The sequence below is a fragment of the Pseudanabaena yagii GIHE-NHR1 genome (assembly GCF_012863495.1).
GTDB classification, from domain to species: domain Bacteria; phylum Cyanobacteriota; class Cyanobacteriia; order Pseudanabaenales; family Pseudanabaenaceae; genus Pseudanabaena; species Pseudanabaena yagii.
Window position 1 is genome coordinate 40,636 of record NZ_JAAVJL010000001.1, and the last position, 19,953, is coordinate 60,588.

Here is a 19,953-nt window from a genome sequence, read left to right on the forward strand (position 1 = left end):
AGTTGAAGTAGATACGATTACAATTTTGTACGCTGAGCGCAGAAAATTTATGATCGTATTTAACCATGTGAGGTTCCTGCTAAGTAGCTGAGCACAATTAAATATAAAGCCCTAAAACCTGTAGTGCACGCTGCGCGTGCGCTACAGGTTTTAGGGCTTTATATTTATTGAAATACAGAGAAATTTTTAAAAGCGCTGCTTCGCCATGCTTTTAAAATACTTTAAGCCTTCGGCTAAAACTCTAATTTGTTGTGGCGAGGCTTTGCATTACCACAACAAATTAGAGTTTTAGATTGTTGTTTGAATCCACTGGGTTGCTTTCTCAGTATCTAGTGGATGCGAAATAAAGTAACCTTGTACCTCGATACTGCTACCCCCTAGACTTTCAAAATAATCTAGCTCTTCAGATGTCTCAACCCCTTCAACGACAATTCCCATACCAAGACTATTGGCTAATCTTAGAATCGACTGAATGATTCTTTGACTCTTGATGTCAGTAGAGACCTTATTGGTGAAGCTCCGATCAATTTTTAAAACATCGATCGGTAAATTTTTGAGATAGCTAAAGGATGAAAACCCAGTACCAAAATCATCAATATAGACTTGTACCCCTACTTCTCGAAGCTGCTCTAGTTTTTGTGAAGAGATTTCGATATTTTCCATCAAGATTGACTCGGTAATTTCTAACTTGATTAAATTCGGTGAAATTTGGCGTTCGATAATTATTTCTTGAATACGTTCGACAAAATCAGACTGTACAACCTGCAAGGTGGAAACATTAACCCCCAATGTAAGTGTTGGAATATGTGGAAAAGTTTGCTGCCATTGCTGCAACTGGTTACAAGCTGTTTTTAATACCCAATAGCCAATCTCAACAATGTCCCCCGTTTCTTCAGCGATCGCCAGAAATTCCTGTGGAGAAATTAATCCTTGTAAAGGATGTACCCACCGTAATAAGACTTCAAACCCCGTTAATTGATGTTGATGTAGTGAAACTATTGGTTGGTAGACTAAGTGGAACTCTTGGCGTTCAAGGGCATGACGCAAATCGTTTTCTAACTGCCAGCGTACTTTTGCACCTTGGCTCATGCTAGCGCTAAATAGAGCGTATTTACCTCTACCTAGGCGGCGGGAGTAATGCATTGCAATATTGGCATCTCTGAGAACTTCATTGGCATAAATATATTCCAAGTCGCTAATCGCAATGCCAATACTCACAGAAGTAAAAATTTGATTATCGTCAATGATAAATGGCTGTTTAATACTCTCGAGAACTGTTTCGGCTAACTCAATAATTGGCTCTTGACCATCAATATTTTCAACTAAAATTGCAAACTCATCACTATCAACCCTAGCAATAGACACATTGATTTTGCGATAGACGCTCAGCCTTTGACTTATTCCTTTTAATAGCTGATCGCCTGTGGATATGCCGAAGTTATCATTAATCGCTTGGAAGCGATCGCAATCAATAAAGAGGATCGCAAAATTACGATTGGAGGTAGTTTGTAACCTTGCAAAGGCAAGATTGAGGGAATCCATAAATGAATCACGATTGGGAAGTCCTGTTAGCGAGTCATGCAATTGGCTATAGTGCAATCTCGCAATAATCTGATCTCTTTCTAATCTGATCGAGTCGGATTTGACTAATAATTGCATTTGATGAATGGATATCGCTAACTGGGTTCCCAATTTTTCGAGCAGTTCGACTTCCCAAGGTTGCCAATCGCGAGCAATGTCATATTTATGAATAATTAGCAGTCCCCACAATTTTTTGCCACTGGGAATTGCGATCGCGATTGTTGATTGTACGCCTAAAGGAATAAGTGATTCTTTAAGCTTCGGATCAACATTTGGTAGGTTAATGTCATTAATAACCTGACTAAGACAGCTTTGATAATTTTCTAGCCAATCGGAATCGGTATAAGCGGTGGGTAGCCTCCTACCTAATAGCGATCGGATCGGATCGTTAACCACTTCATATTCAACGAATGGGCTATTAGACTCTGAAGACTGATTACTTAATTGATAGGCAATTACATGATCGCTTTGTAGTAGCTGATGAATTTCTAATACTACTGTTTCTAGTAATTCATCTATAGTGATCGACTGTCGCAGCCTTGCAAACATTAAAGCAAGTAAAGTGTCAATTTCATTCTCATTCTCCGAATCTATATATTGATTAGACTGATAAAGCTGTTTGAGTCTTTGTTTGAGACTAGATATCTCTCTTTCCGCATTATCAAAATATTTACCTAGATTTTCCCCAAGAGATTTGATGCTTTCTAGACTATCTTGCTGTTGACTATTTAGAGTTTCTGATGCCTTCAGTCTCTCTACAGTTGTCAATAAATCTAAGAGTGTCTCAGCAAAATTTTTTCGCATAATTTCCAAAAAGTTTAGTTACGGATAAATCATAAAATTCAACCATGTAGCAATTCTAAATGATTTAAGAGATTATGTCGTTAAGGAGATAATTTCTTAAATCATTTAATTTTACAAATGATCAATGATCTTGGATCGCTATGTATATTTTAAAAACTTTAATAGAGGTTGTGTTAAATTTTACTTATTATTTAAAGGTTATCAAAATGGATGGACAAGTTTATTCCATATAATTGTCATACATTTCTAAACAAGCTGAATATTAGGATTAAAAAATTAGTCACAGACTTTTGAAGCCAGAGAAAATTTTGAAAGCGCGGCAAAGCCGCGCTTTCAAAATTTTCTCTGGCTTGTCCTCATAACACCTTAAAGCGATTTACTAGCCCCGCCGAAGGTGGGGCAATAAACATCTGTAAATCTTTATATGAGAATTGCAATTTTGAGGATATTAAAGTTTGTGATGAACACTTTCTATGAAGTCGTATCCTGATTCAGCTTAGCGAATTGATCTGAAAAAACTTCAATTTCAATATTGGGATCATTGCGTAAACTGAGCGATCGCTTGACTCGACCGAGATATACAGGCTGCGACAATCCTTCTTGAGGATGCACAATGGTTCTGGCGTAAATTGTCAGTTGTTCTTCACCTTGACCATTCCTCCCAGATGAGAATAGGTTGTTACTGGCTTGGGCTAGGGTTGATGCTAGTTGTTCAGGTGTGATGTTTGGCTCAACTGCGATCGTTGCTTGGGGACCAAAACGATCATAAACCAGTTTATATGGGACAGAGCCTTCGATTGATGAGCGGGTAATTGGCTCGAAACTGAGAGAAAATAGCCCGACAACTAGTACTACTGAAAATAGGGTCACACCTACCATGCGATAGCGCCAACTCCACTGCTGAGACACAGCCAATCCTGTAATCAAAGCACATACCAAGACAAATATGCCCATTCCCTGTGCAAGCTGACCAAATAAAGCAGGCGTTAGCGACATAACTTATCTATTCTTAAATTATTTAATAAACTACTGAGTTCATTTTATAGTGGCTTGTACTGCAAACCAAATTAAAGTGACAGTATCTACCCTGAAAAGTTTGCTCCTCATTGGTCTTAAATAACTAGAGATTTTCTGATGAATGGTATAAGTCTAGTTTATGATTGCAAGGAATCTAGATTGATAGTTGCTAATATTTGTTCTTATTCAGAAAAAGAGCTAGTACTCCTATGAATTTACCCAATCAAAATTGTAATAAAAGTAGCAATGGAATGTTGTTAATGTTCGCGATCGCTATAGTGACAATAATAACTTTGCTCTTATCACCACCAGTACTTGCTAGTTCAGCAGGTACTGGCAATTCTTTGCATTGGGCATATGGAGGTACTGTAAACCCGACACAGTGGGGACAACTTAACAGGGATTTTGCACTATGTGAATTGGGTAAATCGCAATCGCCTATCAATATCAAAAATCCTGTCGTCAGTACACCAACAAATATCAATTTTGATTACAAGCCTACTCCTTTAGTAGTAGTCAATAATGGTCACACCATTCAGGTGAACTATGAGCAAGGCAGTAGCGTGAATGTTAATGGTGAAAAGTATTCTCTACTTCAGTTCCATTTTCATACTCCTAGCGAACATACGATTAATAGCAAAGCCTCTGCTTTGGAACTACATTTAGTTCATCGGAACGATGCAGGAAAACTTGCTGTAGTAGGAGTTTTGCTTACTGAAGGTAATGCTAACCCTGTCATTGAGGAAGTGTGGCAGAATATTCCTGAAACAGGCAAAACAAATACTGTTAGCGATCGCACAATCAATGCGGCTAATTTATTGCCAAAAGGTAGATCCTATTACAGCTATGCTGGCTCTCTAACCACTCCACCCTGTAGTGAAGATGTAAAATGGAATGTTCTCGTAGAGCCAATTACTGTTTCTGAAGAGCAAATTGAAGCTTTTGCCAAAATTTATCAAGTTGATGCGCGTCCAATCCAGCCAACAAATGGAAGAACCATCGAACTACATCAATGATAAGCATCAATGATAAACATAAGAGCAACGCGATTCGTTGTCTTTTGTTTGGAATCGTTTCCCATGAATACAATCATAAATAACGTCAGTTCGCCAAATGACAGAAAATGGTAAGAATCACATAGCGATTCTTACCATTTTCTGTCATTTATGAAGTGCGAAGCATAGCGCAAATAGCTATATCGAACCCACATTAAAATAATATTTATAAGATTATTTACAAAGAATAATATGACCAAGTTTGATTATGACTTATTTGTAATTGGCGCAGGTAGCGGTGGACTTGCCGCCTCAAAACGCGCCGCCAGCTACGGGGCAAAAGTAGCGATCGCGGAGGGTGACTTAGTAGGAGGCACTTGTGTAATTCGTGGCTGTGTCCCCAAAAAGTTGATGGTCTATGCGTCCCACTTTTCCCATTTCCCCCATGAATCCGCAAGCTATGGCTGGACAATTCCTGAAGGGACTTTGGATTGGGAGAAACTTCGTAATGCAATTCAATCGGAAGTATCGCGTTTAAACCAATTGCACATTAGTTTCTTAGAAAAGAACAATGTGGAACTAATTTCGGGATTTGCCAAATTTGTTGATGCTCATACGGTGGCAGTGGGCGATCGCCAATTTACTGCCGAGCGCATCTTGATCTCGGTGGGTGGTGAAGCCTTCAAGCCTAATTTAGCAGGTATTGAATATGCCATCACTTCCAAGGAGATGTTTTTGTTACCGCAGTTTCCCAAACGATTTGCGGTGATTGGGGGTGGCTATATTGGGACTGAGTTTGCGGGCATCATGCGTGGACTTGGAGCCAATGTTACCCAAATCATCCGCGATCGCTATATCTTAAAAGGGTTTGACAATGATGTGCGTACCAATGTGCAAGAAGGGATGGTCAATCATGGCATCAATTTCCATACCTGCATTGATAGCAATTCCCTCAAGATCACTAAGAATAGTCAGGAACAGGAAAATGCATTCACGATTTCCTTTAATGATGGAGAAGGCAAGGCGCAACAAGTCAATGCTGATGTTGTCTTAGCAGCCACAGGACGCAAGCCCAATCTAGAAACCCTCAGTCTAGACCAAGCAGGAATTGCAGTCGTTAATGGCGCGATCGCTGTTACTGAAGATAGCTGCACCAATCAACCGCATATCTATGCGATCGGTGACTGCACCAATCGCGTGAATTTAACTCCTGTAGCGATCGCCGAAGGTCGCGCCTTTGCCGACACTGTTTATGGACATAAACCAAGATTTATCAGCCACAAAAATATTCCCTCGGCTGTATTCTCCCAACCTGAAGCCGCTACCGTTGGCTTATCTGAAGAAAAAGCCATTGAGCTATATGGAGATCGCGTGAAAGTCTATAAAACAAAGTTCCGCCCCATGTTTTACAGTCTGGCAGGTGGTGAAGCCAAAACAATGATGAAATTAATTGTCGTTGGTGAAGAGGAACGAGTTGTCGGTTTACACATGGTCGGGAAAGATGCCGCCGAGATCATTCAAGGTATGTCTCTAGTCGTCACCATGGGCGGCTGCAAAAAAGATCTAGATAATACGATGGCAATGCACCCCACTGCTGCCGAGGAGTTTGTCACCATGTAACAAAAGGGAGTATGTGATTTGCACATACTCCCTTTGATAATTTATTCTTCATAGTGTCCCCCGATCGCAATGATGTATATATTCTCATCATCAAAACTATAGATATTGCTCACAAGATATTCAAAATCAATTGACTGGCTTAATTGATTAATTGACGATTTTCTAGCGTTATCTTGAAACTGCCTGATCTGTTGCATCAGGATGGAATTACTCAAAACATATTCAGTTTCTTGATAGCTGTCCATAAAGCTTAATGTTTATAACCTATGCTTATACTTTTATCATATCTGAATGATCATAAAAAAGGGCGCTTCGCGCCCTTTTTTATTTAGCTAGCAGCATTTGATTCGCGGCGGACAGAGGTGGTTTTGGGTTCACCCTTGATTTTGGTGACCAAGGAGTTCCAGCCAAACTTAGTTAGAGCCAATAGCCAGTTGCCTTCCAACTCACGGAACATTGCCATGTTCATATGGAAGGAAGCATTTGCTTCATCGACAATGCGCTGGGCAGTTGCTTCATCTACAGGCAAAGTATCGAGAGCAGCACGATAGTTTTTCTTAAATTCACCGTGATTGCGAATATCATCGAATTCATAGAAAGCAGTACCATCGCCATCGGCTAGACCCATCGACTCCTTAGCGATTTTCTTGAGGATTTGACCACCAGATAGATCACCCATATAACGAGTGTAGGCATGAGCTACAAGCAATACAGGGTCAGTAGCCGAAATTTCGCGGATACGAGCCAGATACTTTTCGCAAGCAGGTGTGGGCTTTACTGCTTCACGCCAGTTAGAGCCGAAGTAAAACAACATATCGAGTTCTAGGCTCTTTTCGCGCCATAGCTCACGATAGTAGAGCTTGCTGAGGATCGGGTCATTTTTGTGGACTTCAAACTCTGCTTCGATCGCTTTGTAAACAAAGTAAAGATTACCGACGAGTCGGCTATAGGCGGTCTTGTTAACTACGCCCTTTAAAAAACATTTAATAAAATCGGTACTCTCTGCTGCTGAGTGAGATTTTTGTGTACCTACGCGCAACTTTGTTGCTAAACCTTGACTCATGAAAACTCCTAAAACTTTTAAATCAAGATGGTGAATTTAAGCGAATTTATTGATAGTTAAATTTGTTATTAAGAATATATTTTGGGATAAATTGGTGAGATTTATCAAGATGATGCCAATATGCCGAAAAAACTGCGATTGTCGCTAAAGCCTTAAATCACAAGCATTTGGCACAGTATTCAAGTATATAAGCCAATGTATAGAAAAATTTCTAGTCTGTAACAAATTTTCATCTACCACTGCGACCATATAATGTAGTCACGATCTCCTAATTTGTAACAGTTGCTAACATCCGCCGTTATAAATTAGATTTAGTCAAGCTAGCTTGAAGAGGTAATACATCTTGGTTTTAAGCGGATACGAATACTTACTGGTATTCATCATCGTTTGTACGCTTGTCCCGATATCGGGATTAGTCCTATCTGGTCTTTTAAGTCCCCAACAGTCTGGAGCCGCAGGTCGTACTACCTACGAATCTGGCTGCGAACCTGTTGGGGGAGCTTGGATCCAGTTTAATATTCGTTATTACATGTTCGCCCTTGCCTTTGTGATATTCGACGTGGAAACAGTGTTTTTATATCCTTGGGCAGTCGCATTTAGCAAACTAGGCTTACTTGCCTTTGTTGAAGCACTTATCTTTATTAGCATTCTCATCTTAGGTCTAGTCTACGCTTGGAGAAAAGGAGCCTTAGAATGGTCATGAAATCCGAAAACGTTGGTCTGGACTTCAGCATTGAAGAACAAACTCAGCGCCTTATTAATCCTGCCGCAACGCCACAAGTCACCCAAGACTTATCTAATAATGTCATTTTGACCACTCTCAATGACCTCTACAACTGGTCGAGAATGTCTAGCCTTTGGCCGATGCTCTATGGCACTAGCTGTTGCTTCATTGAGTTTGCTGCCATGATCGGCTCTAGATTTGACTTTGACCGCTTTGGTCTATTACCCCGTTCTAGCCCTCGTCAAGCTGACTTGATCATCACCGCAGGCACAGTCACCATGAAAATGGCTCCTGCACTGGTGCGCCTTTACGAACAAATGCAAGAACCCAAATATGTAATTGCCATGGGTGCTTGCACGATTACAGGCGGTATGTTTAGCACCGATTCCTACACCACAGTACGCGGCGTTGACAAGTTAATTCCCGTTGATGTGTATATCCCCGGTTGCCCTCCCCGTCCTGAAGCAATCATGGATGCGATTATCAAATTGCGTAAAAAGATTGGTACTGAAGGCTTTAACGAAAGAGCCAACCTCAATCGTACCCATCGCTACTATGCCGTCAAGCATGAAATGAAGGTGGTTAGTCCCATCCTCACAGGACAATATCTAGAAATGCCTAGCCGTATGGCTCCGCCTAAGGAACTAGTCGAGTCGGGCATTCCTTTACCCGCATTGCAAATGGCTCAAAAGGAGGTCGAGACAGTTGGCAGATAATCAAGAAGCAGCATTGGTCACGACTGAGGCAACTGCCCCAGTTTCTCAATGGCTAACTAACAATGGCTTTGAGCATGAGTTTCTAGGGCTTGACCAACAAGGCGTTCCCATTCTCAAAATCGATCGCCAGTTTTTACTTCCCTTTTCCACAGCACTCTATGCCTATGGCTTTAACTACTTGATGTGTCAATGTGGTTATGATGCTGGCGCAGGTGACAGTTTGGTGAGTGTTTACCATCTCGCTAAGCTAACTGATGAGGGCATTGATAAAAGCGATCGCCTTGAGGAAGTTCGCGTTAAGGTATTTCTCCCTCGCACCGATCCTCGCTGTCCATCGGTCTACTGGATCTGGAAAACTGCGGATTGGCAAGAGCGCGAAACCTACGATATGTATGGCATTGTCTACGAAGGACATCCCAATCTTAAGCGGATTCTCATGCCCGAAGACTGGATTGGCTATCCGATGCGAAAGGATTACGTCACACCAGACTTCTACGAGTTACAAGACGCATATTAAGAAAGAAGCACCCAATGGGTGCTTCTTTCTTAATATACAAGAGGCGGCGCAATGCGCCGCCTCTAGCATATTATGTGACTACGACATTAGCCCGTACCCATTTCCGAAATTCCCTTAAGGTTGCACTTTCTCCTAAAGTTAAGCGCTGCTGTACATATTCGACAATAATCATGGCGGGTAAATCAGGAAAAGCTAAGCTTTTCTCAATCGGTTTATATTCTCCATTCTCTAAAGCTAGAAATTCTAAACTATAGCCATCATAGCGCCAGACTTCAGGCACACCGAGTAAGGCATATATCGGTAAACGGCGATCGCTAGGATTGGTAATATCTACTTCTAAAACCAAGTCAGGTGGCGGATCTTCTCCCACAATAATTACTTCTTTATTCCTAATTATTGGCTCATTCTGAATGTAATAACAAGAATCTGGCTCTGCTCCTAACTTTAGTTCTGGGATTTTCATCAGTAAAGAGCCAAGCTTTCGCAAATCAATTTCTAGCTCATCAGAAAATGCTCTAATTAAATCATCGATAAACCGATTGCTACCTTCATGAATTGAGAGGGGAGACATAATTTCTAATGTGCCATTGAGGTAATGAAATAGGGTGTTGCGGCGATCGCCTAGATCGGCAAGTAAACTTTCAAAAGTCTGCCAACTAACGTTATGTAAGGTCACGCGATATTCGGAAAGGGGGCGATCTTGATCAGCGATCAAAGATGAATTAACGGATTTGCTTAGTGTTGTCGCAGTCATCGTAATTTCCTACGGATTTTATTTTCTTTTTTGTCAGCAATTGAAGATCTCAAATTTTTTACTATTTTCCTAAACTACCATTTCAGACATTCCCAATCTTCTTCATCTACGATTGGGCTAACAATATCGCCTAATGTTTTGCCCTTACCAGCCATGTCAGGGATAGGAAAGCGGCGGCGTTTTATTTGTGGTTTAGTTTCCTCTAGAATGGTGACGATAATTCTTGCTGAGTTAATTTCTGGTTGTTCAGAAAGCCATTTAATTTGTCCGTTTTCATAGGTTGCTTCATAACTTTTGAGCATGGTTGTTTATCTCCTTAAAGTATTTTCAAATTCTTGTTTTTTACCAGAGATTAGAGAACGTAAGCGATCGCCTTCTTCTTGCTGTTTCCTCCCCTCAAGTTATAAGACACCAAAGATTGAGGAATATCTTTAGCTTTTATTTATCGTACAACTCGTAATTAAATTACCCATATACAAGGCATTTTTTGATAAGTGTACAATAATAAATTATGATGCTAAACTAAAATAACTTAAATAAATTATAAAATCCAAATTAAAACATAAAGAATACAAGGCAAATAATATATTTATGAAAAATAATGGCGTTAACATAAAGGCTATTAAAGGGAAATCAGAATATGCCGAACAAGTAAAAGCTCTGGGAAAAGCTAATTCAAGTACTTTATCTCTCTTTCCTGAAGGGGCTTTCGATGACTATATATGGAAAGGGAATATCTTAGTGGCTTTGGATGAAAATGATAATTTTCTTGGATATCTTCTATATACAGTTAAGAAAAAGGAAAGACGAATCAGGATATATCATCTATGTCTAAAAGAAGAATCCAAAGGTAAAGGTATAGCGAGACAACTCATAGAACATCTAAAAACCATAACAAGAGATTTGATTGATATACGTCTTGTGTGTCGTCAAGCTGATTGACTGACAAAAGTGGTAAGAGAAGTTGCGAGAAAGTATACAGAGATTGAATTTGAGTAAAAAAGAGGCGTATGCTGTTTTTTGAAGAAAAAGGAGCATAGGACAAATGACCCAAAACGCCTCACGTATCTATAATGAACTAATAAAATTCGGGAGTCAATACAGCCAGTGGTCAGATGTGCGCCATTTGGGAGTAATGGCGTGGATGATGGTGGGAATGATCGCCACAGGGAGTGTGAATTTAACGAAGTGGTTAAGCCATATCAACACAAAAGCATTGATCGCCCAAAGCACGCAAAGACAACTATCAAGATGGCTGAACAATCCGCGCATAAATCCAGCTAAGCTATACAGTCCAGTAATCAAAGAGTTAATCGCTAAATGGAAAGAGCCAGAAATATATCTGAGTTTTGATACCAGTCAACTGTGGGAAGAATACAGCATGATCCGATTGTGTGTAGTTCATCAGGGAAGAGCTTTACCGTTATGTTGGCGTGTAATCAAACATCGCAGTAGTAGTGTGGAGATGAGTAGCTATCAAGACATGCTCAAACGCGCATCGAAACTGTTGCCCGTGAATGTCAAAGTAGTTTTATTAGCAGACCGAGCATTTGCTAATCCAGAACTGGTGCGCTATGTGTGGGAATTAAAATGGCAATGTCGGATTCGGATCAAGGGTAATTTCTGGATATATGCCCCCAAGCATGGCTGGCAAACAGTCAAACAATTACATCTTCGTCTTGGTGAAGCTAAGTTGATCCACAATGTTAAAGTTCACAAAACTGAGTCCAAGCGTCTTACCGATGTGCATATTGCGGCGGCTTGGGAATCTGGGAGCCGAGAGTATTGGTATATTCTCAGTACTGAACCTACCACACTCCAAACTTTTTGGGAGTATGGTCTGAGATTCGATATTGAGGAGAATTTCTTGGATGATAAATCTAATGGCTTTGATTTAGAATCTTCGCGTTTACGTTCGGCTCCTGCCATTTCTCGCCTTTGTTTTGTGATAGCACTGACCACCTTGTTTTTAACGGCTCAAGGACTGGCGGTTGCTGATTCTGGCTATCGTCGTTTGGTTGATCCTCATTGGTTTCGTGGGCTTAGTTATCTCAAGATTGGCTGGAACTGGATTCACACCGCTATCACTAAAAACTGGGCTTTCTTGCCTTTCTACTCTTTTACTTCTTATCTTGACTCTCACCCTGCTATTGCTTCTCGTCGAAAACATCTTCAGAAATTATTCCGCATTGAGTTCTATGCTTCTACTCTCGACTATGCTTCATAGACTTTTGTCAGTCAATCAGGTCGTCAAGACTACGGTATTGATGGTATGTGGGAAAAATTTGGATTTACCCCCATGCATGAGTGTTCTGGAAATAATAAGTTAGGAAAACTTGTAACAACTTGGGTTTACAATCACGGTCATCCAGATCTTTTTTCAACTATTGTAAGTACAAAAACTTTTGTAGTCCTTGACTCTTGTGTGTTTTTTGACTTTTATCAAATGAGCTTGTCAAAAGCTATAGATAATCGAGAATCCGCTTTTTTACTGGCAGATTGGGTTCAAGACGAATTAGAACTGTGTACTACTGACGAAATATACAATGAAATTAATAGACGATCGGCGTTGTTGCATAAAAAGGGGAAGAGAAGGTAAATTAGATAAAAATCAGGAGATGGAGTCCCAGCAAATGACACAGAAACATGAGATCCGCAACTGGACAGAGTATAACGCAGGGCTAAAACAAAGAGGAAGCCTGACTTTTTGGATGAGCGAAGAAGTAATTGAAGGATGGTTAAATCAAACATTAAGTGGCAAACGGGGAGCTTCCAAAGATTACAGTGATATAGCAATAGCGACATTTATCACGGTCAAAGCGGTATATCAGCAAGCAGGAAGACAAACGCAAGGACTGTTAGAGTCAATATTTGCCTTGATGGGAATAGATTTACCAGTACCAGACCACAGCACCGTGTCAAGACGGACAGCAAGTTTAAGTGTGACCTTACCAGTAATCCCGAAACAGGGAGCAGTGCATGTAGTAGTTGATTCGACAGGGATCAAAGTATACGGCGAAGGGGAATGGAAAACACGGCAGCATGGAATTAGTAAGAGACGGACATGGCGCAAATTACACCTAGGAGCCGATGAATCAACAGGAGAAATACTGGCTGCGGTCGTCACCACGAATGATTGCCACGATGGAGAAGTACTCGCCGATATTCTCGATGCGATTGATGCTGAAATTGCTCAAGTTTCCGCAGATGGAGCTTATGACCATCGTCATTGTTATGACGAGATTGCCCAACATGGTGCTAAAGCCGTGATTCCTCCGCGCAAAGATGCCAAAATCTGGCAGCATGGCAATACCAATGCTCCACCACATCCGCGTGACCAAAATCTCCGTTATATCCGTAAACATGGGCGTAAAAAATGGAAACGTGACTCAGGTTATCATCGGCGCTCTTTGGCAGAAACTACGATGTTTCGTTTCAAAAAAATCTTTGGTGCTACTTTATGTTCTCGTAAATTTGACAATCAGGCGGTTGAGTTGTTCATCAAATGTGCTGCTCTTAATCGCATGATTCAACTGGCTAAACCTCTCTCCTCTCCTGTTGTTCGTTAATTTTCTAAGATCCTCCATCTTTTGGCTTCTTTTTATTCATGCAACAAAGCCTAGACGATCTGTAGTAAAAGAAAGAAATAAGATGCGTTCATTTGCAGATAGTTTCTTTAAGATAAGTTGTACATCTGATAGATTCGATAATATTTATGAATCATTGAAGATTCAGTTATTAGCTAATAAAAGCTTTCCAATTACAGACATGAATATTCGCCAGATAGCTCGAACAATAGCTTCTGGAAAATCTACATTTATTGTAACTACAGATGTAAATCTTCTATCCTATGCAGATCAAGTCAAAAAAGAACACGGCGTTCTACTTGTTAGCCCTACTGAGTTAATAGTTAAGTTAGATAAGCTTAGGAAAGAGTCAGAATATCAACCTGAAAGATTAGCAGGGACTCAGTTATCGAAAAAAAAGTTGCCTTGGAAGAGAAACAAATTCTTATAGAATCTTTTTCCTTAGATGAAGAAGTTGATTTTAAAAATAAGTTTTCTCGAATGCTTATTGAGAAAGATAAATATGATTGTATTGCTGTTTGGGATAGTAATACTCCTGTCGCTTTAATTGTATATAGTAGAGAAAATTCGTATGAACTATCTGTCCCAATACTCAGAGTTAGCTACAAATCTTTATCAGAAACACTTACTAGACATATTGTTTGGAGTACAATTAATTTGGCTGTTTCGGAGGGAAGAAACTTTACTAGAATAAATGAAAGTCCAATTGATGATTTTGTTATTAGAGTTATTCAAGATGCTGGCTTTTATTGTATAGATGGAAACTGGATTAAAATTAACTCCAAAATCACTAAATCAACAGTCGAAGTGTCAGAACATTTAATCAATATTAGTTTAGATCTTACAGAAGAATATAAAAGTATCTGTAGACGTTTTTCTGACAATTTGAGATCTAATGACAAATCTAACCCTGATTCTATATTTGATTTAGAGAAGCTATTGTATCCTACTAAGATTGTTGATACAAACATTCCAAATTTTATAATTCCTATCAAGCCACACTGGGCAAAAGAATTGTTTGATGAAGAACTAGCTAGAGAAAGTTTATTTGGTGCATCAAAATCAGAATTAGCATTAAATTGGGAATCTGTATATTATAGAAGTACAAAGTCAACACCTGTTAATTTTTCATGTCCTGCACGTATTTTATGGTATGTATCTAGTGACAAAGATGGAGCTTATGCAAGTAAAACATCTAAAATTTGTGCTTGTTCAACGCTAGATGAGGTGGCTATTGGAAATTCTAAAGAACTTTATCTGAAATTTCAAAGGCTTGGTATTTTTAAGATGGAAGATATAAAATCAATCTCGAAAAACTCAAGAAATGAAATCATGGCTATTAGATTTAGTAACACAGAGATATTTATAAACCCTATTTCTCTGGATAAAATACATGAAGTTTTAGCAAGTAAAGCACAAATACAATCACCAAGACTAGTCACGAATGAAGCATTTTTTAAAATTTATTCTCTTGGTACTGCAATATGAATAATAAATCAATAAAAGTTTCTAGTGATGGATATGTTTTACTTTTATCGCTTCAGCCAAGATATGCTGAATTAATATTCAATGAGACAAAAAAAGCAGAACTAAGAAGAATTCGCCCTAGAGTTGATAAGGGTGACTTTCTTTTTATATATGTATCTTCACCTGAGAAAGTATTATTGGGTTCTTGCGAAGTCAAGGAAGTTATACAGAGTAGTCCAAGTAATCTTTGGCAACTTGTTAATAAAGATTCAGGACTAAAAAGATCAGAATTTCTTGAGTATTTTAATGGTGTTTCAACTGGCTATGCAATTTGTGTGCAAAATGTCCAGAAATTTAATCAGCCAATAAGACTTGCAAGACTTCAACGAGAATGGGATGGATTTCATCCTCCACAAAGCTATAGATATTTAACAATAGAGGAAGTAGATTTGATAGGAACTATGGCAGAACATGATATGACCAATATATCTATGAGACTCCAACCTAGATCTAAACAAGTTGAACTTAATATATGTCAAATGTCTTCATCAAAATAATCAGAATCAACTTTTTGGAGTATATAAGTTTGAATTTCGCTTACACCTACACCAAAGTCAATCATTAATTGAGTTAATTTATCACCATCAATAAGAATTATTCTTTTTTCGATAATCTTGACGTATTCTTTAGCTTCTTTTGTAAATTGAGATGTAGTAATCATTACCCCTTTTCGAGCTTTCATGCCCTCCAAGCTTCCAGCAAAAGCTTGCACTGCTGGTCTACCTACAGAAGCTTCCCATCTTTTCGCTTGAATATAAATTAAGTCCAGCCCTAAATTATCTTCTTTAATAATTCCATCAATTCCACCATCGCCACTCTTCCCAACTGCTTCACCAGCATCTTTTCTTGAACCTCCGTAACCCATAGCAAGCAATAAATCAACTACAAGCTTCTCAAAGAATTTTGGAGAGCAATTCTTGATTTGTTCAAGAAGTTTCTCACCTAACTCTTTTTTCAATTTTTGATAGCTAATCTCAAAGTTCTCTTCAGGTGTTTGATCGATATCTTCTACTATTGAAATATCAATCTTCAGATCATCACTTGATCTAATATTTTGAAATTCTTTAAATTCTGTGAACCTTTCGAGAAAGCTTCGATCAATTGAACTAGGTTGAGACTCTAATACTTCTTTCCCTCGTAAAGAGATATAGAATGTCCCTCTCTTTCCGCTTTCAAGTAATTTTGCTTTTTTTAAATATGTAATAGCCCAACCAATTCTATTTGCCAGCTTTGTTTGTCTACCGCTAGGTAAAAGTTCTTTTCGATCTTCTTCATTTAAGTTAAACTGATTTGCCAAAAGTTCAATTGTCTGACTAAGCAAATGTTCTTGATCATCACTAGCAACCTTGAGCAATGGCAAAAGAAAATCTTGATATGTGGGTACAACCATTTATAAACAATTAAGAGGGTTTACCGAAATTATACCTTTATTTTGTACTAAAGCTTTAAAAGCAGATGTAGTTAAACAATCGTCAGATATGGCGATCGCTAATCTATATCATTACTTTCAAATCCCTTAAGAAAAGCGATCGCATCTTGAATAACCATTGCAATATTCGGCTAACTATAAGCAATTAACTGATCAAAATAATCCCTAAAGCTATTACGCGACATTTTTTATCTTAATCTCTAATTCTTGGCGTAAAGCTAGATAATGATGGTAATTACTTGCCCAATCAAACTTATCTTCGCCATTATCCGTTTTACCTTAGTTTACTGGATCTGGAAAACTGCGGATTGGCAAGAGCGCGAAACCTACGATATGTATGGCATTGTCTACGAAGGACATCCCAATCTCAAGCGCATTCTCATACCCGAAGACTGGATCGGCTATCCGATGCGAAAGGATTACGTCACGCCAGACTTTTACGAATTGCAAGACGCATATTAAAAAAGAAGCACCCATGGGGTGCTTCTTTTTTAATATGTAGTCTTTTGAAAGAAACTTTAGGGCAACCATTTAGGAAATGTTCCAAACATTGGCAACACATCAGGTTGCGGTAATTTGTTACTTTCTGCTGTATTAATAGGTAGCAAAATTAACTGAGTAGGAACTTGAGAATTACGACCACTGCGAGTAGCTTTTGCTGAATCTTCAGGAATAGCCTGAGAAACGGAGGCATCATCGCTAGTCACTGCGGAATTGAGCAGTATGGCTTGTCCATCTGGAGCAACATTAAATTGAATTTCTCTTTGTGATGGAAGTTCGAGAATGCGGCGCAATTGCGCGGAATCAAGATCGATCGCGGCAATGTAAGGCTTTTCACGAAAGATGTTTTTGGCAGGATCTTGCTCAACATCAGTTAGTAAGCAATAGAGCGTTTTTTCTTGTGGATCAAACTGAGCACCAAGGATCGAACCATTAATTTTGGTCAGTTCCTTTTGGATGCCTTGGTTATTTACTAAATAGAGCGATCGCGTATAGTCCTTATTAAATTTAATTGTTGCCGCCTTCGTGCCACTTCTACCGAAGTTTAAAACAGTACCGAATCTGGGGAGAAAGTCCAACGGTGGGGCTTGCGGCTCAAGAGGCAAAATCGCAACTCCTTCGCCTTGAGCGATCGCCACCGACGAGCTGTCGGGCGTAAACATAAAATCGCCCCCGGGTTGGTTGTCCAGCGATCGCGGTTGTTGATTCTCTTTGATAAGCCAGAGTCCATAACGTCCGACTTGCTGACGGCTGAGACGCTGCACCAAGATGTTTTTACCATCGGGTGAGAGATCGAATTTAAAGTTTTGATAGTCATCACTACCGAGAATAGGTTTAATTTCAGGTGGATTTGACGTTAAATGATCTTCACGATCAATTCCCGTTGTCACCACATAGAGTTTTTGGTCAAGTAAGCTTTGCCCCGCCGCTTCGATCGCCCCAAATAGAATTTTTTGGCGATCAGGATAAATCCGAAAATCTAGAACTGTCAGATTAGGAGGTGTTAAAACTCGCTTTTCCTTTTGTAACACATTGTAAAGCACAAGGCGACCTTTTTCTTCGCCCTGTGAGCCAATATAAGCAAAATAGGGATTAGGAGTTTTAAAACTGCCTACAAAAGGCTCAATCGCAATTTTTTTGCCAGACTCATTCGCAAAGCGATCGTAGGCATTCTCAAGTTTCATCGTATAGTTTTTGCCATAGGTCGCAGGTGCTAATGGGGTGTAGGACATGCGTCTTGATGACCAACTAATTTTGCCTGCAAGGGGTGGATCGAATTTGAGATTTTGCTCGACACTTTCGCGATTCATTGGACGGTTAAAGGTCAATACAAAGGATGCATTGCTAGCATCAATTCGCTGACCTTGCCAACTAAAGTCTTTCACCTGTGGTGCAGTGCGATCGCCAATCCATAGCACAATCGCGATCGCCACACTTAGAGCTGCGACAAAACCTATCGCATAGCGATCGAGGGGCTGCGAAAACCATTTAAAGCGAGGACTAAGTTGCATGTCAGCCTATTTCCAAAAGACAAAAAGTATGGGGTTTGCCAGTTTCATTGAAGCACAAGCATATGACATGACTTCGCCACATCATAAGAAATCGGTTCTTTATTTTACTGTAAGTCCCTAAATCATTTGTAGTGCCCTAGTTATAGCAACTCTCTTCTGGTCTTGTTTAATAAAAATTTTTTGTGGCTTTGCCGTGCCACAAAAAATTTGATTCCTTATCACCCTAGTTAACAAATAAGAAAGGCGACGCTAAGCGTCGCCTTTCTTATTTGTTAACTAGGAAAAATTAACCTTCAGTAGATGCGTTAAGTGGACGTACATCAACAATTGTGCCACCGAGACGAGTGATTCTACGGGTTTGCTCATTTAGACGGCTAAAAGGAACTTTAACGAAAATGCTGCTGCTGTTACGAATAGGATAACCGTTAAGATCGGTTGCATCACTTTGACGTAAGCCAGATACTTCGTAAACAAACACGCGATTATCTTTAGCGGAAGTAATCATAAAACTCAGTTTTACTAAATTTTGAAAGGTTGATAGTGAGATTTTGGGAGAGTATTAAAGGCACATCCTGTAGATGAGCCTTTAATGAATGACTATAAGAGCCTATTGAGCGATCGTTACACTAGCAACTTTGCCACCCAACTTGCTGATGCGTTGCAATGTATTGTTCAACTCTTTATAAGAAACAATGTACTCTCTATTGCTACGACGAACTTGAGGGTATCTAGGTAGAGAAATCGCAGCAACTTCAATTCTGTATAGACGATCTTCAGAACCCACAGAAGAACGACCAAAGGCACGGGTAGGAGTATTGCCTTGTTTTGCTGGTTGATAAGCCCAACCGTCATTGCCGCCAGAAGCACCAACAATAGGAGAAACACTGTTTTGAGCGAGTTCAGTTGCTAGTCTAGAAGCACTACCTGCAACTTGAGCGCGATCGCTATTAGCATAACCGCGATAGAGGCGGAAAATTCTGGTAAAGCCAACAGTTCTGTCGCCAACCTTATTGGTAAAACCACGATAGTAAGGAACAACGGAATCACCGAAGCTCGCTTCGTACTCATCAGAATCGATGTAAGAATCGATATCGGCATCATAGCCTTCGTTTTGATAGCGATCGAGGTGTTCAATTACTTCAGCTTCAGAGTAGGGAGCACGTCCTAACAAGTGCTTGAAGTTCAATTCAATTACACGGGTGTGGAAGTTGGAATAAAGAAACTTGCTCTTGTATAGCTCAGACTTGGCAACTGCACGCACGAATTCACGTACTGTGATTTGACCATTTGTCAATAAAGACTCAAGTCCAACCAAACGATCTGCCGCCAAGATGTAGTCATTTCCCAATACATGGCGATAAACAGCGTTAATGACTACCTTGACATCATCTTGAGAAAAGTTAGGACGTAGTTCTACTGGACTAGCATTGCTATAAGCAGCAGTTCCCAAACTGGAGGCGGCATTTGTAATTGCCATAGTTTATTTTCCTTGTCTTACTTTAAAAATAAAAAAATAGGGTAAAGATCCAACAGTTAAGACAAGCGAGTCAAAATGACCACCTATCTTAACTTTTAAATCTTGTTATCTTTGAGAACAATCAAAACGA

General features: G+C 39.6%; 22 protein-coding genes and 1 pseudogene. 13 read left to right on the forward strand and 10 right to left on the reverse strand.

What is annotated here, in order from left to right:
• Positions 1-288: 288 nt before the first annotated feature.
• Both HC246_RS00180 and HC246_RS00185 read right to left on the reverse strand, forming a co-directional pair.
• Positions 289-2,385: a putative bifunctional diguanylate cyclase/phosphodiesterase gene (locus HC246_RS00180; RefSeq protein ID WP_169361626.1), complete on the reverse strand. Its 2,097-nt coding sequence runs from the start codon at positions 2,383-2,385 to the stop codon at positions 289-291.
• Positions 2,386-2,856: 471 nt separating this feature from the next.
• The gene (locus HC246_RS00185; RefSeq protein ID WP_169361627.1) at positions 2,857-3,381 is read right to left on the reverse strand and encodes a Ycf51 family protein; all 525 of its coding nucleotides are present in this window, start codon (positions 3,379-3,381) and stop codon (positions 2,857-2,859) included.
• 230 nt (positions 3,382-3,611) lie between these two features.
• Here HC246_RS00185 and HC246_RS00190 point away from each other — a divergent pair, with 230 nt between their 5' ends.
• Positions 3,612-4,418, forward strand: a complete 807-nt coding sequence (locus HC246_RS00190; protein WP_225902883.1) for a carbonic anhydrase — start codon at positions 3,612-3,614, stop codon at positions 4,416-4,418.
• A gap of 231 nt (positions 4,419-4,649) precedes the next feature.
• Complete coding sequence (gorA, locus tag HC246_RS00195) at positions 4,650-6,017, forward strand: glutathione-disulfide reductase (protein WP_169361628.1); 1,368 nt, start codon at positions 4,650-4,652, stop codon at positions 6,015-6,017.
• Positions 6,018-6,058: 41 nt separating this feature from the next.
• Here gorA and HC246_RS00200 read toward each other — a convergent pair whose 3' ends face one another.
• The gene (locus HC246_RS00200) at positions 6,059-6,262 is read right to left on the reverse strand and encodes a hypothetical protein (RefSeq protein WP_169361629.1); all 204 of its coding nucleotides are present in this window, start codon (positions 6,260-6,262) and stop codon (positions 6,059-6,061) included.
• Positions 6,263-6,345: 83 nt separating this feature from the next.
• A complete protein-coding gene (locus HC246_RS00205; protein WP_169361630.1) occupies positions 6,346-7,080 on the reverse strand; it encodes a biliverdin-producing heme oxygenase in 735 nt (244 codons plus the stop codon).
• Positions 7,081-7,420: 340 nt separating this feature from the next.
• Between HC246_RS00205 and ndhC the strand changes: the two genes are divergently transcribed.
• The 3 genes from ndhC to HC246_RS00220 are packed head-to-tail and all read left to right on the forward strand — an operon-like array spanning position 7,421 to position 9,037.
• Positions 7,421-7,783 (forward strand): NADH-quinone oxidoreductase subunit A, encoded by a 363-nt coding sequence (gene ndhC, locus HC246_RS00210; protein WP_126385882.1) that lies wholly within the window; start codon positions 7,421-7,423, stop codon positions 7,781-7,783.
• Positions 7,780-8,520 (forward strand): NADH dehydrogenase subunit K, encoded by a 741-nt coding sequence (locus HC246_RS00215; protein WP_197725198.1) that lies wholly within the window; start codon positions 7,780-7,782, stop codon positions 8,518-8,520. The genes ndhC and HC246_RS00215 overlap by 4 nt, the downstream gene beginning before the upstream one ends.
• Positions 8,510-9,037: an NAD(P)H-quinone oxidoreductase subunit J gene (locus HC246_RS00220; RefSeq protein ID WP_225902884.1), complete on the forward strand. Its 528-nt coding sequence runs from the start codon at positions 8,510-8,512 to the stop codon at positions 9,035-9,037. Before HC246_RS00215 ends, HC246_RS00220 begins: the two co-directional genes overlap by 11 nt.
• A 70-nt stretch (positions 9,038-9,107) precedes the next feature.
• On the opposite strand, the gene HC246_RS00225 is transcribed toward HC246_RS00220, so the two are convergent.
• Together HC246_RS00225 and HC246_RS00230 are read right to left on the reverse strand one after the other, a co-directional pair.
• The gene (locus HC246_RS00225) at positions 9,108-9,791 is read right to left on the reverse strand and encodes a Uma2 family endonuclease (RefSeq protein ID WP_169361631.1); all 684 of its coding nucleotides are present in this window, start codon (positions 9,789-9,791) and stop codon (positions 9,108-9,110) included.
• A gap of 74 nt (positions 9,792-9,865) precedes the next feature.
• On the reverse strand, positions 9,866-10,093 hold the full coding sequence (locus HC246_RS00230) for a hypothetical protein (protein ID WP_169361632.1): 228 nt from the start codon (positions 10,091-10,093) through the stop codon (positions 9,866-9,868).
• 289 nt (positions 10,094-10,382) lie between these two features.
• Between HC246_RS00230 and HC246_RS00235 the strand changes: the two genes are divergently transcribed.
• The 7 genes from HC246_RS00235 to HC246_RS00265 all read left to right on the forward strand — a co-directional run bounded on the left by HC246_RS00235 (position 10,383) and on the right by HC246_RS00265 (position 15,402).
• Complete coding sequence (locus tag HC246_RS00235) at positions 10,383-10,733, forward strand: GNAT family N-acetyltransferase (RefSeq protein ID WP_169361633.1); 351 nt, start codon at positions 10,383-10,385, stop codon at positions 10,731-10,733.
• A 103-nt stretch (positions 10,734-10,836) separates the two neighbouring features.
• Positions 10,837-12,018: a transposase gene (locus HC246_RS25705; protein ID WP_169361634.1), complete on the forward strand. Its 1,182-nt coding sequence runs from the start codon at positions 10,837-10,839 to the stop codon at positions 12,016-12,018.
• A gap of 45 nt (positions 12,019-12,063) precedes the next feature.
• A complete protein-coding gene (locus tag HC246_RS00245; protein WP_169361635.1) occupies positions 12,064-12,390 on the forward strand; it encodes a PIN domain-containing protein in 327 nt (108 codons plus the stop codon).
• 34 nt (positions 12,391-12,424) lie between these two features.
• A complete protein-coding gene (locus HC246_RS00250; RefSeq protein ID WP_169364403.1) occupies positions 12,425-13,360 on the forward strand; it encodes an IS5 family transposase in 936 nt (311 codons plus the stop codon).
• An 82-nt stretch (positions 13,361-13,442) separates the two neighbouring features.
• Complete coding sequence (locus HC246_RS00255; protein ID WP_169361636.1) at positions 13,443-13,808, forward strand: PIN domain-containing protein; 366 nt, start codon at positions 13,443-13,445, stop codon at positions 13,806-13,808.
• Positions 13,784-14,866 (forward strand): hypothetical protein, encoded by a 1,083-nt coding sequence (locus tag HC246_RS00260; RefSeq protein WP_169361637.1) that lies wholly within the window; start codon positions 13,784-13,786, stop codon positions 14,864-14,866. Before HC246_RS00255 ends, HC246_RS00260 begins: the two co-directional genes overlap by 25 nt.
• Positions 14,863-15,402: an ASCH domain-containing protein gene (locus HC246_RS00265; protein ID WP_169361638.1), complete on the forward strand. Its 540-nt coding sequence runs from the start codon at positions 14,863-14,865 to the stop codon at positions 15,400-15,402. Before HC246_RS00260 ends, HC246_RS00265 begins: the two co-directional genes overlap by 4 nt.
• Here HC246_RS00265 and HC246_RS00270 read toward each other — a convergent pair.
• Positions 15,381-16,295 (reverse strand): restriction endonuclease, encoded by a 915-nt coding sequence (locus tag HC246_RS00270; RefSeq protein ID WP_169361639.1) that lies wholly within the window; start codon positions 16,293-16,295, stop codon positions 15,381-15,383. The genes HC246_RS00265 and HC246_RS00270 overlap by 22 nt on opposite strands.
• Positions 16,296-16,604: 309 nt before the next feature.
• Here HC246_RS00270 and HC246_RS00275 point away from each other — a divergent pair.
• Positions 16,605-16,796, forward strand: a pseudogene (locus tag HC246_RS00275) (NADH-quinone oxidoreductase subunit C); the annotation flags it as partial.
• A 56-nt stretch (positions 16,797-16,852) separates the two neighbouring features.
• On the opposite strand, the gene HC246_RS00280 reads toward HC246_RS00275, so the two are convergent.
• The 3 genes from HC246_RS00280 to HC246_RS00290 all read right to left on the reverse strand — a co-directional run bounded on the left by HC246_RS00280 (position 16,853) and on the right by HC246_RS00290 (position 19,823).
• Positions 16,853-18,346, reverse strand: coding sequence for an Ig-like domain-containing protein (locus tag HC246_RS00280; protein WP_169361640.1), 1,494 nt, complete (start codon positions 18,344-18,346; stop codon positions 16,853-16,855).
• A gap of 286 nt (positions 18,347-18,632) precedes the next feature.
• Positions 18,633-18,851 carry a phycobilisome linker polypeptide gene (locus HC246_RS00285; RefSeq protein WP_169361641.1) on the reverse strand — a complete coding sequence of 73 codons (219 nt, stop codon included), beginning with the start codon at positions 18,849-18,851 and terminating at the stop codon, positions 18,633-18,635.
• 102 nt (positions 18,852-18,953) lie between these two features.
• The gene (locus tag HC246_RS00290) at positions 18,954-19,823 is read right to left on the reverse strand and encodes a phycobilisome linker polypeptide (RefSeq protein ID WP_169361642.1); all 870 of its coding nucleotides are present in this window, start codon (positions 19,821-19,823) and stop codon (positions 18,954-18,956) included.
• Positions 19,824-19,953: the final 130 nt, after the last annotated feature.

Bases quoted from the DNA above. Each gene is read 5' to 3' on its own strand.
- HC246_RS00180 (WP_169361626.1), bottom strand. From the start codon at position 2,385: ATGCGAAAAAATTTTGCTGAGACACTCTTAGATTTATTGACAACTGTA.
- HC246_RS00185 (WP_169361627.1), bottom strand. From the start codon at position 3,381: ATGTCGCTAACGCCTGCTTTATTTGGTCAGCTTGCACAGGGAATGGGC.
- HC246_RS00190 (WP_225902883.1), top strand. From the start codon at position 3,612: ATGAATTTACCCAATCAAAATTGTAATAAAAGTAGCAATGGAATGTTG.
- gorA (WP_169361628.1), top strand. From the start codon at position 4,650: ATGACCAAGTTTGATTATGACTTATTTGTAATTGGCGCAGGTAGCGGT.
- HC246_RS00200 (WP_169361629.1), bottom strand. From the start codon at position 6,262: ATGGACAGCTATCAAGAAACTGAATATGTTTTGAGTAATTCCATCCTG.
- HC246_RS00205 (WP_169361630.1), bottom strand. From the start codon at position 7,080: ATGAGTCAAGGTTTAGCAACAAAGTTGCGCGTAGGTACACAAAAATCT.
- HC246_RS00215 (WP_197725198.1), top strand. From the start codon at position 7,780: ATGAAATCCGAAAACGTTGGTCTGGACTTCAGCATTGAAGAACAAACT.
- HC246_RS00225 (WP_169361631.1), bottom strand. From the start codon at position 9,791: ATGACTGCGACAACACTAAGCAAATCCGTTAATTCATCTTTGATCGCT.
- HC246_RS00230 (WP_169361632.1), bottom strand. From the start codon at position 10,093: ATGCTCAAAAGTTATGAAGCAACCTATGAAAACGGACAAATTAAATGG.
- HC246_RS00235 (WP_169361633.1), top strand. From the start codon at position 10,383: ATGAAAAATAATGGCGTTAACATAAAGGCTATTAAAGGGAAATCAGAA.
- HC246_RS25705 (WP_169361634.1), top strand. From the start codon at position 10,837: ATGACCCAAAACGCCTCACGTATCTATAATGAACTAATAAAATTCGGG.
- HC246_RS00245 (WP_169361635.1), top strand. From the start codon at position 12,064: ATGTGGGAAAAATTTGGATTTACCCCCATGCATGAGTGTTCTGGAAAT.
- HC246_RS00250 (WP_169364403.1), top strand. From the start codon at position 12,425: ATGACACAGAAACATGAGATCCGCAACTGGACAGAGTATAACGCAGGG.
- HC246_RS00255 (WP_169361636.1), top strand. From the start codon at position 13,443: ATGCGTTCATTTGCAGATAGTTTCTTTAAGATAAGTTGTACATCTGAT.
- HC246_RS00265 (WP_169361638.1), top strand. From the start codon at position 14,863: ATGAATAATAAATCAATAAAAGTTTCTAGTGATGGATATGTTTTACTT.
- HC246_RS00270 (WP_169361639.1), bottom strand. From the start codon at position 16,295: ATGGTTGTACCCACATATCAAGATTTTCTTTTGCCATTGCTCAAGGTT.
- HC246_RS00280 (WP_169361640.1), bottom strand. From the start codon at position 18,346: ATGCAACTTAGTCCTCGCTTTAAATGGTTTTCGCAGCCCCTCGATCGC.
- HC246_RS00285 (WP_169361641.1), bottom strand. From the start codon at position 18,851: ATGATTACTTCCGCTAAAGATAATCGCGTGTTTGTTTACGAAGTATCT.
- HC246_RS00290 (WP_169361642.1), bottom strand. From the start codon at position 19,823: ATGGCAATTACAAATGCCGCCTCCAGTTTGGGAACTGCTGCTTATAGC.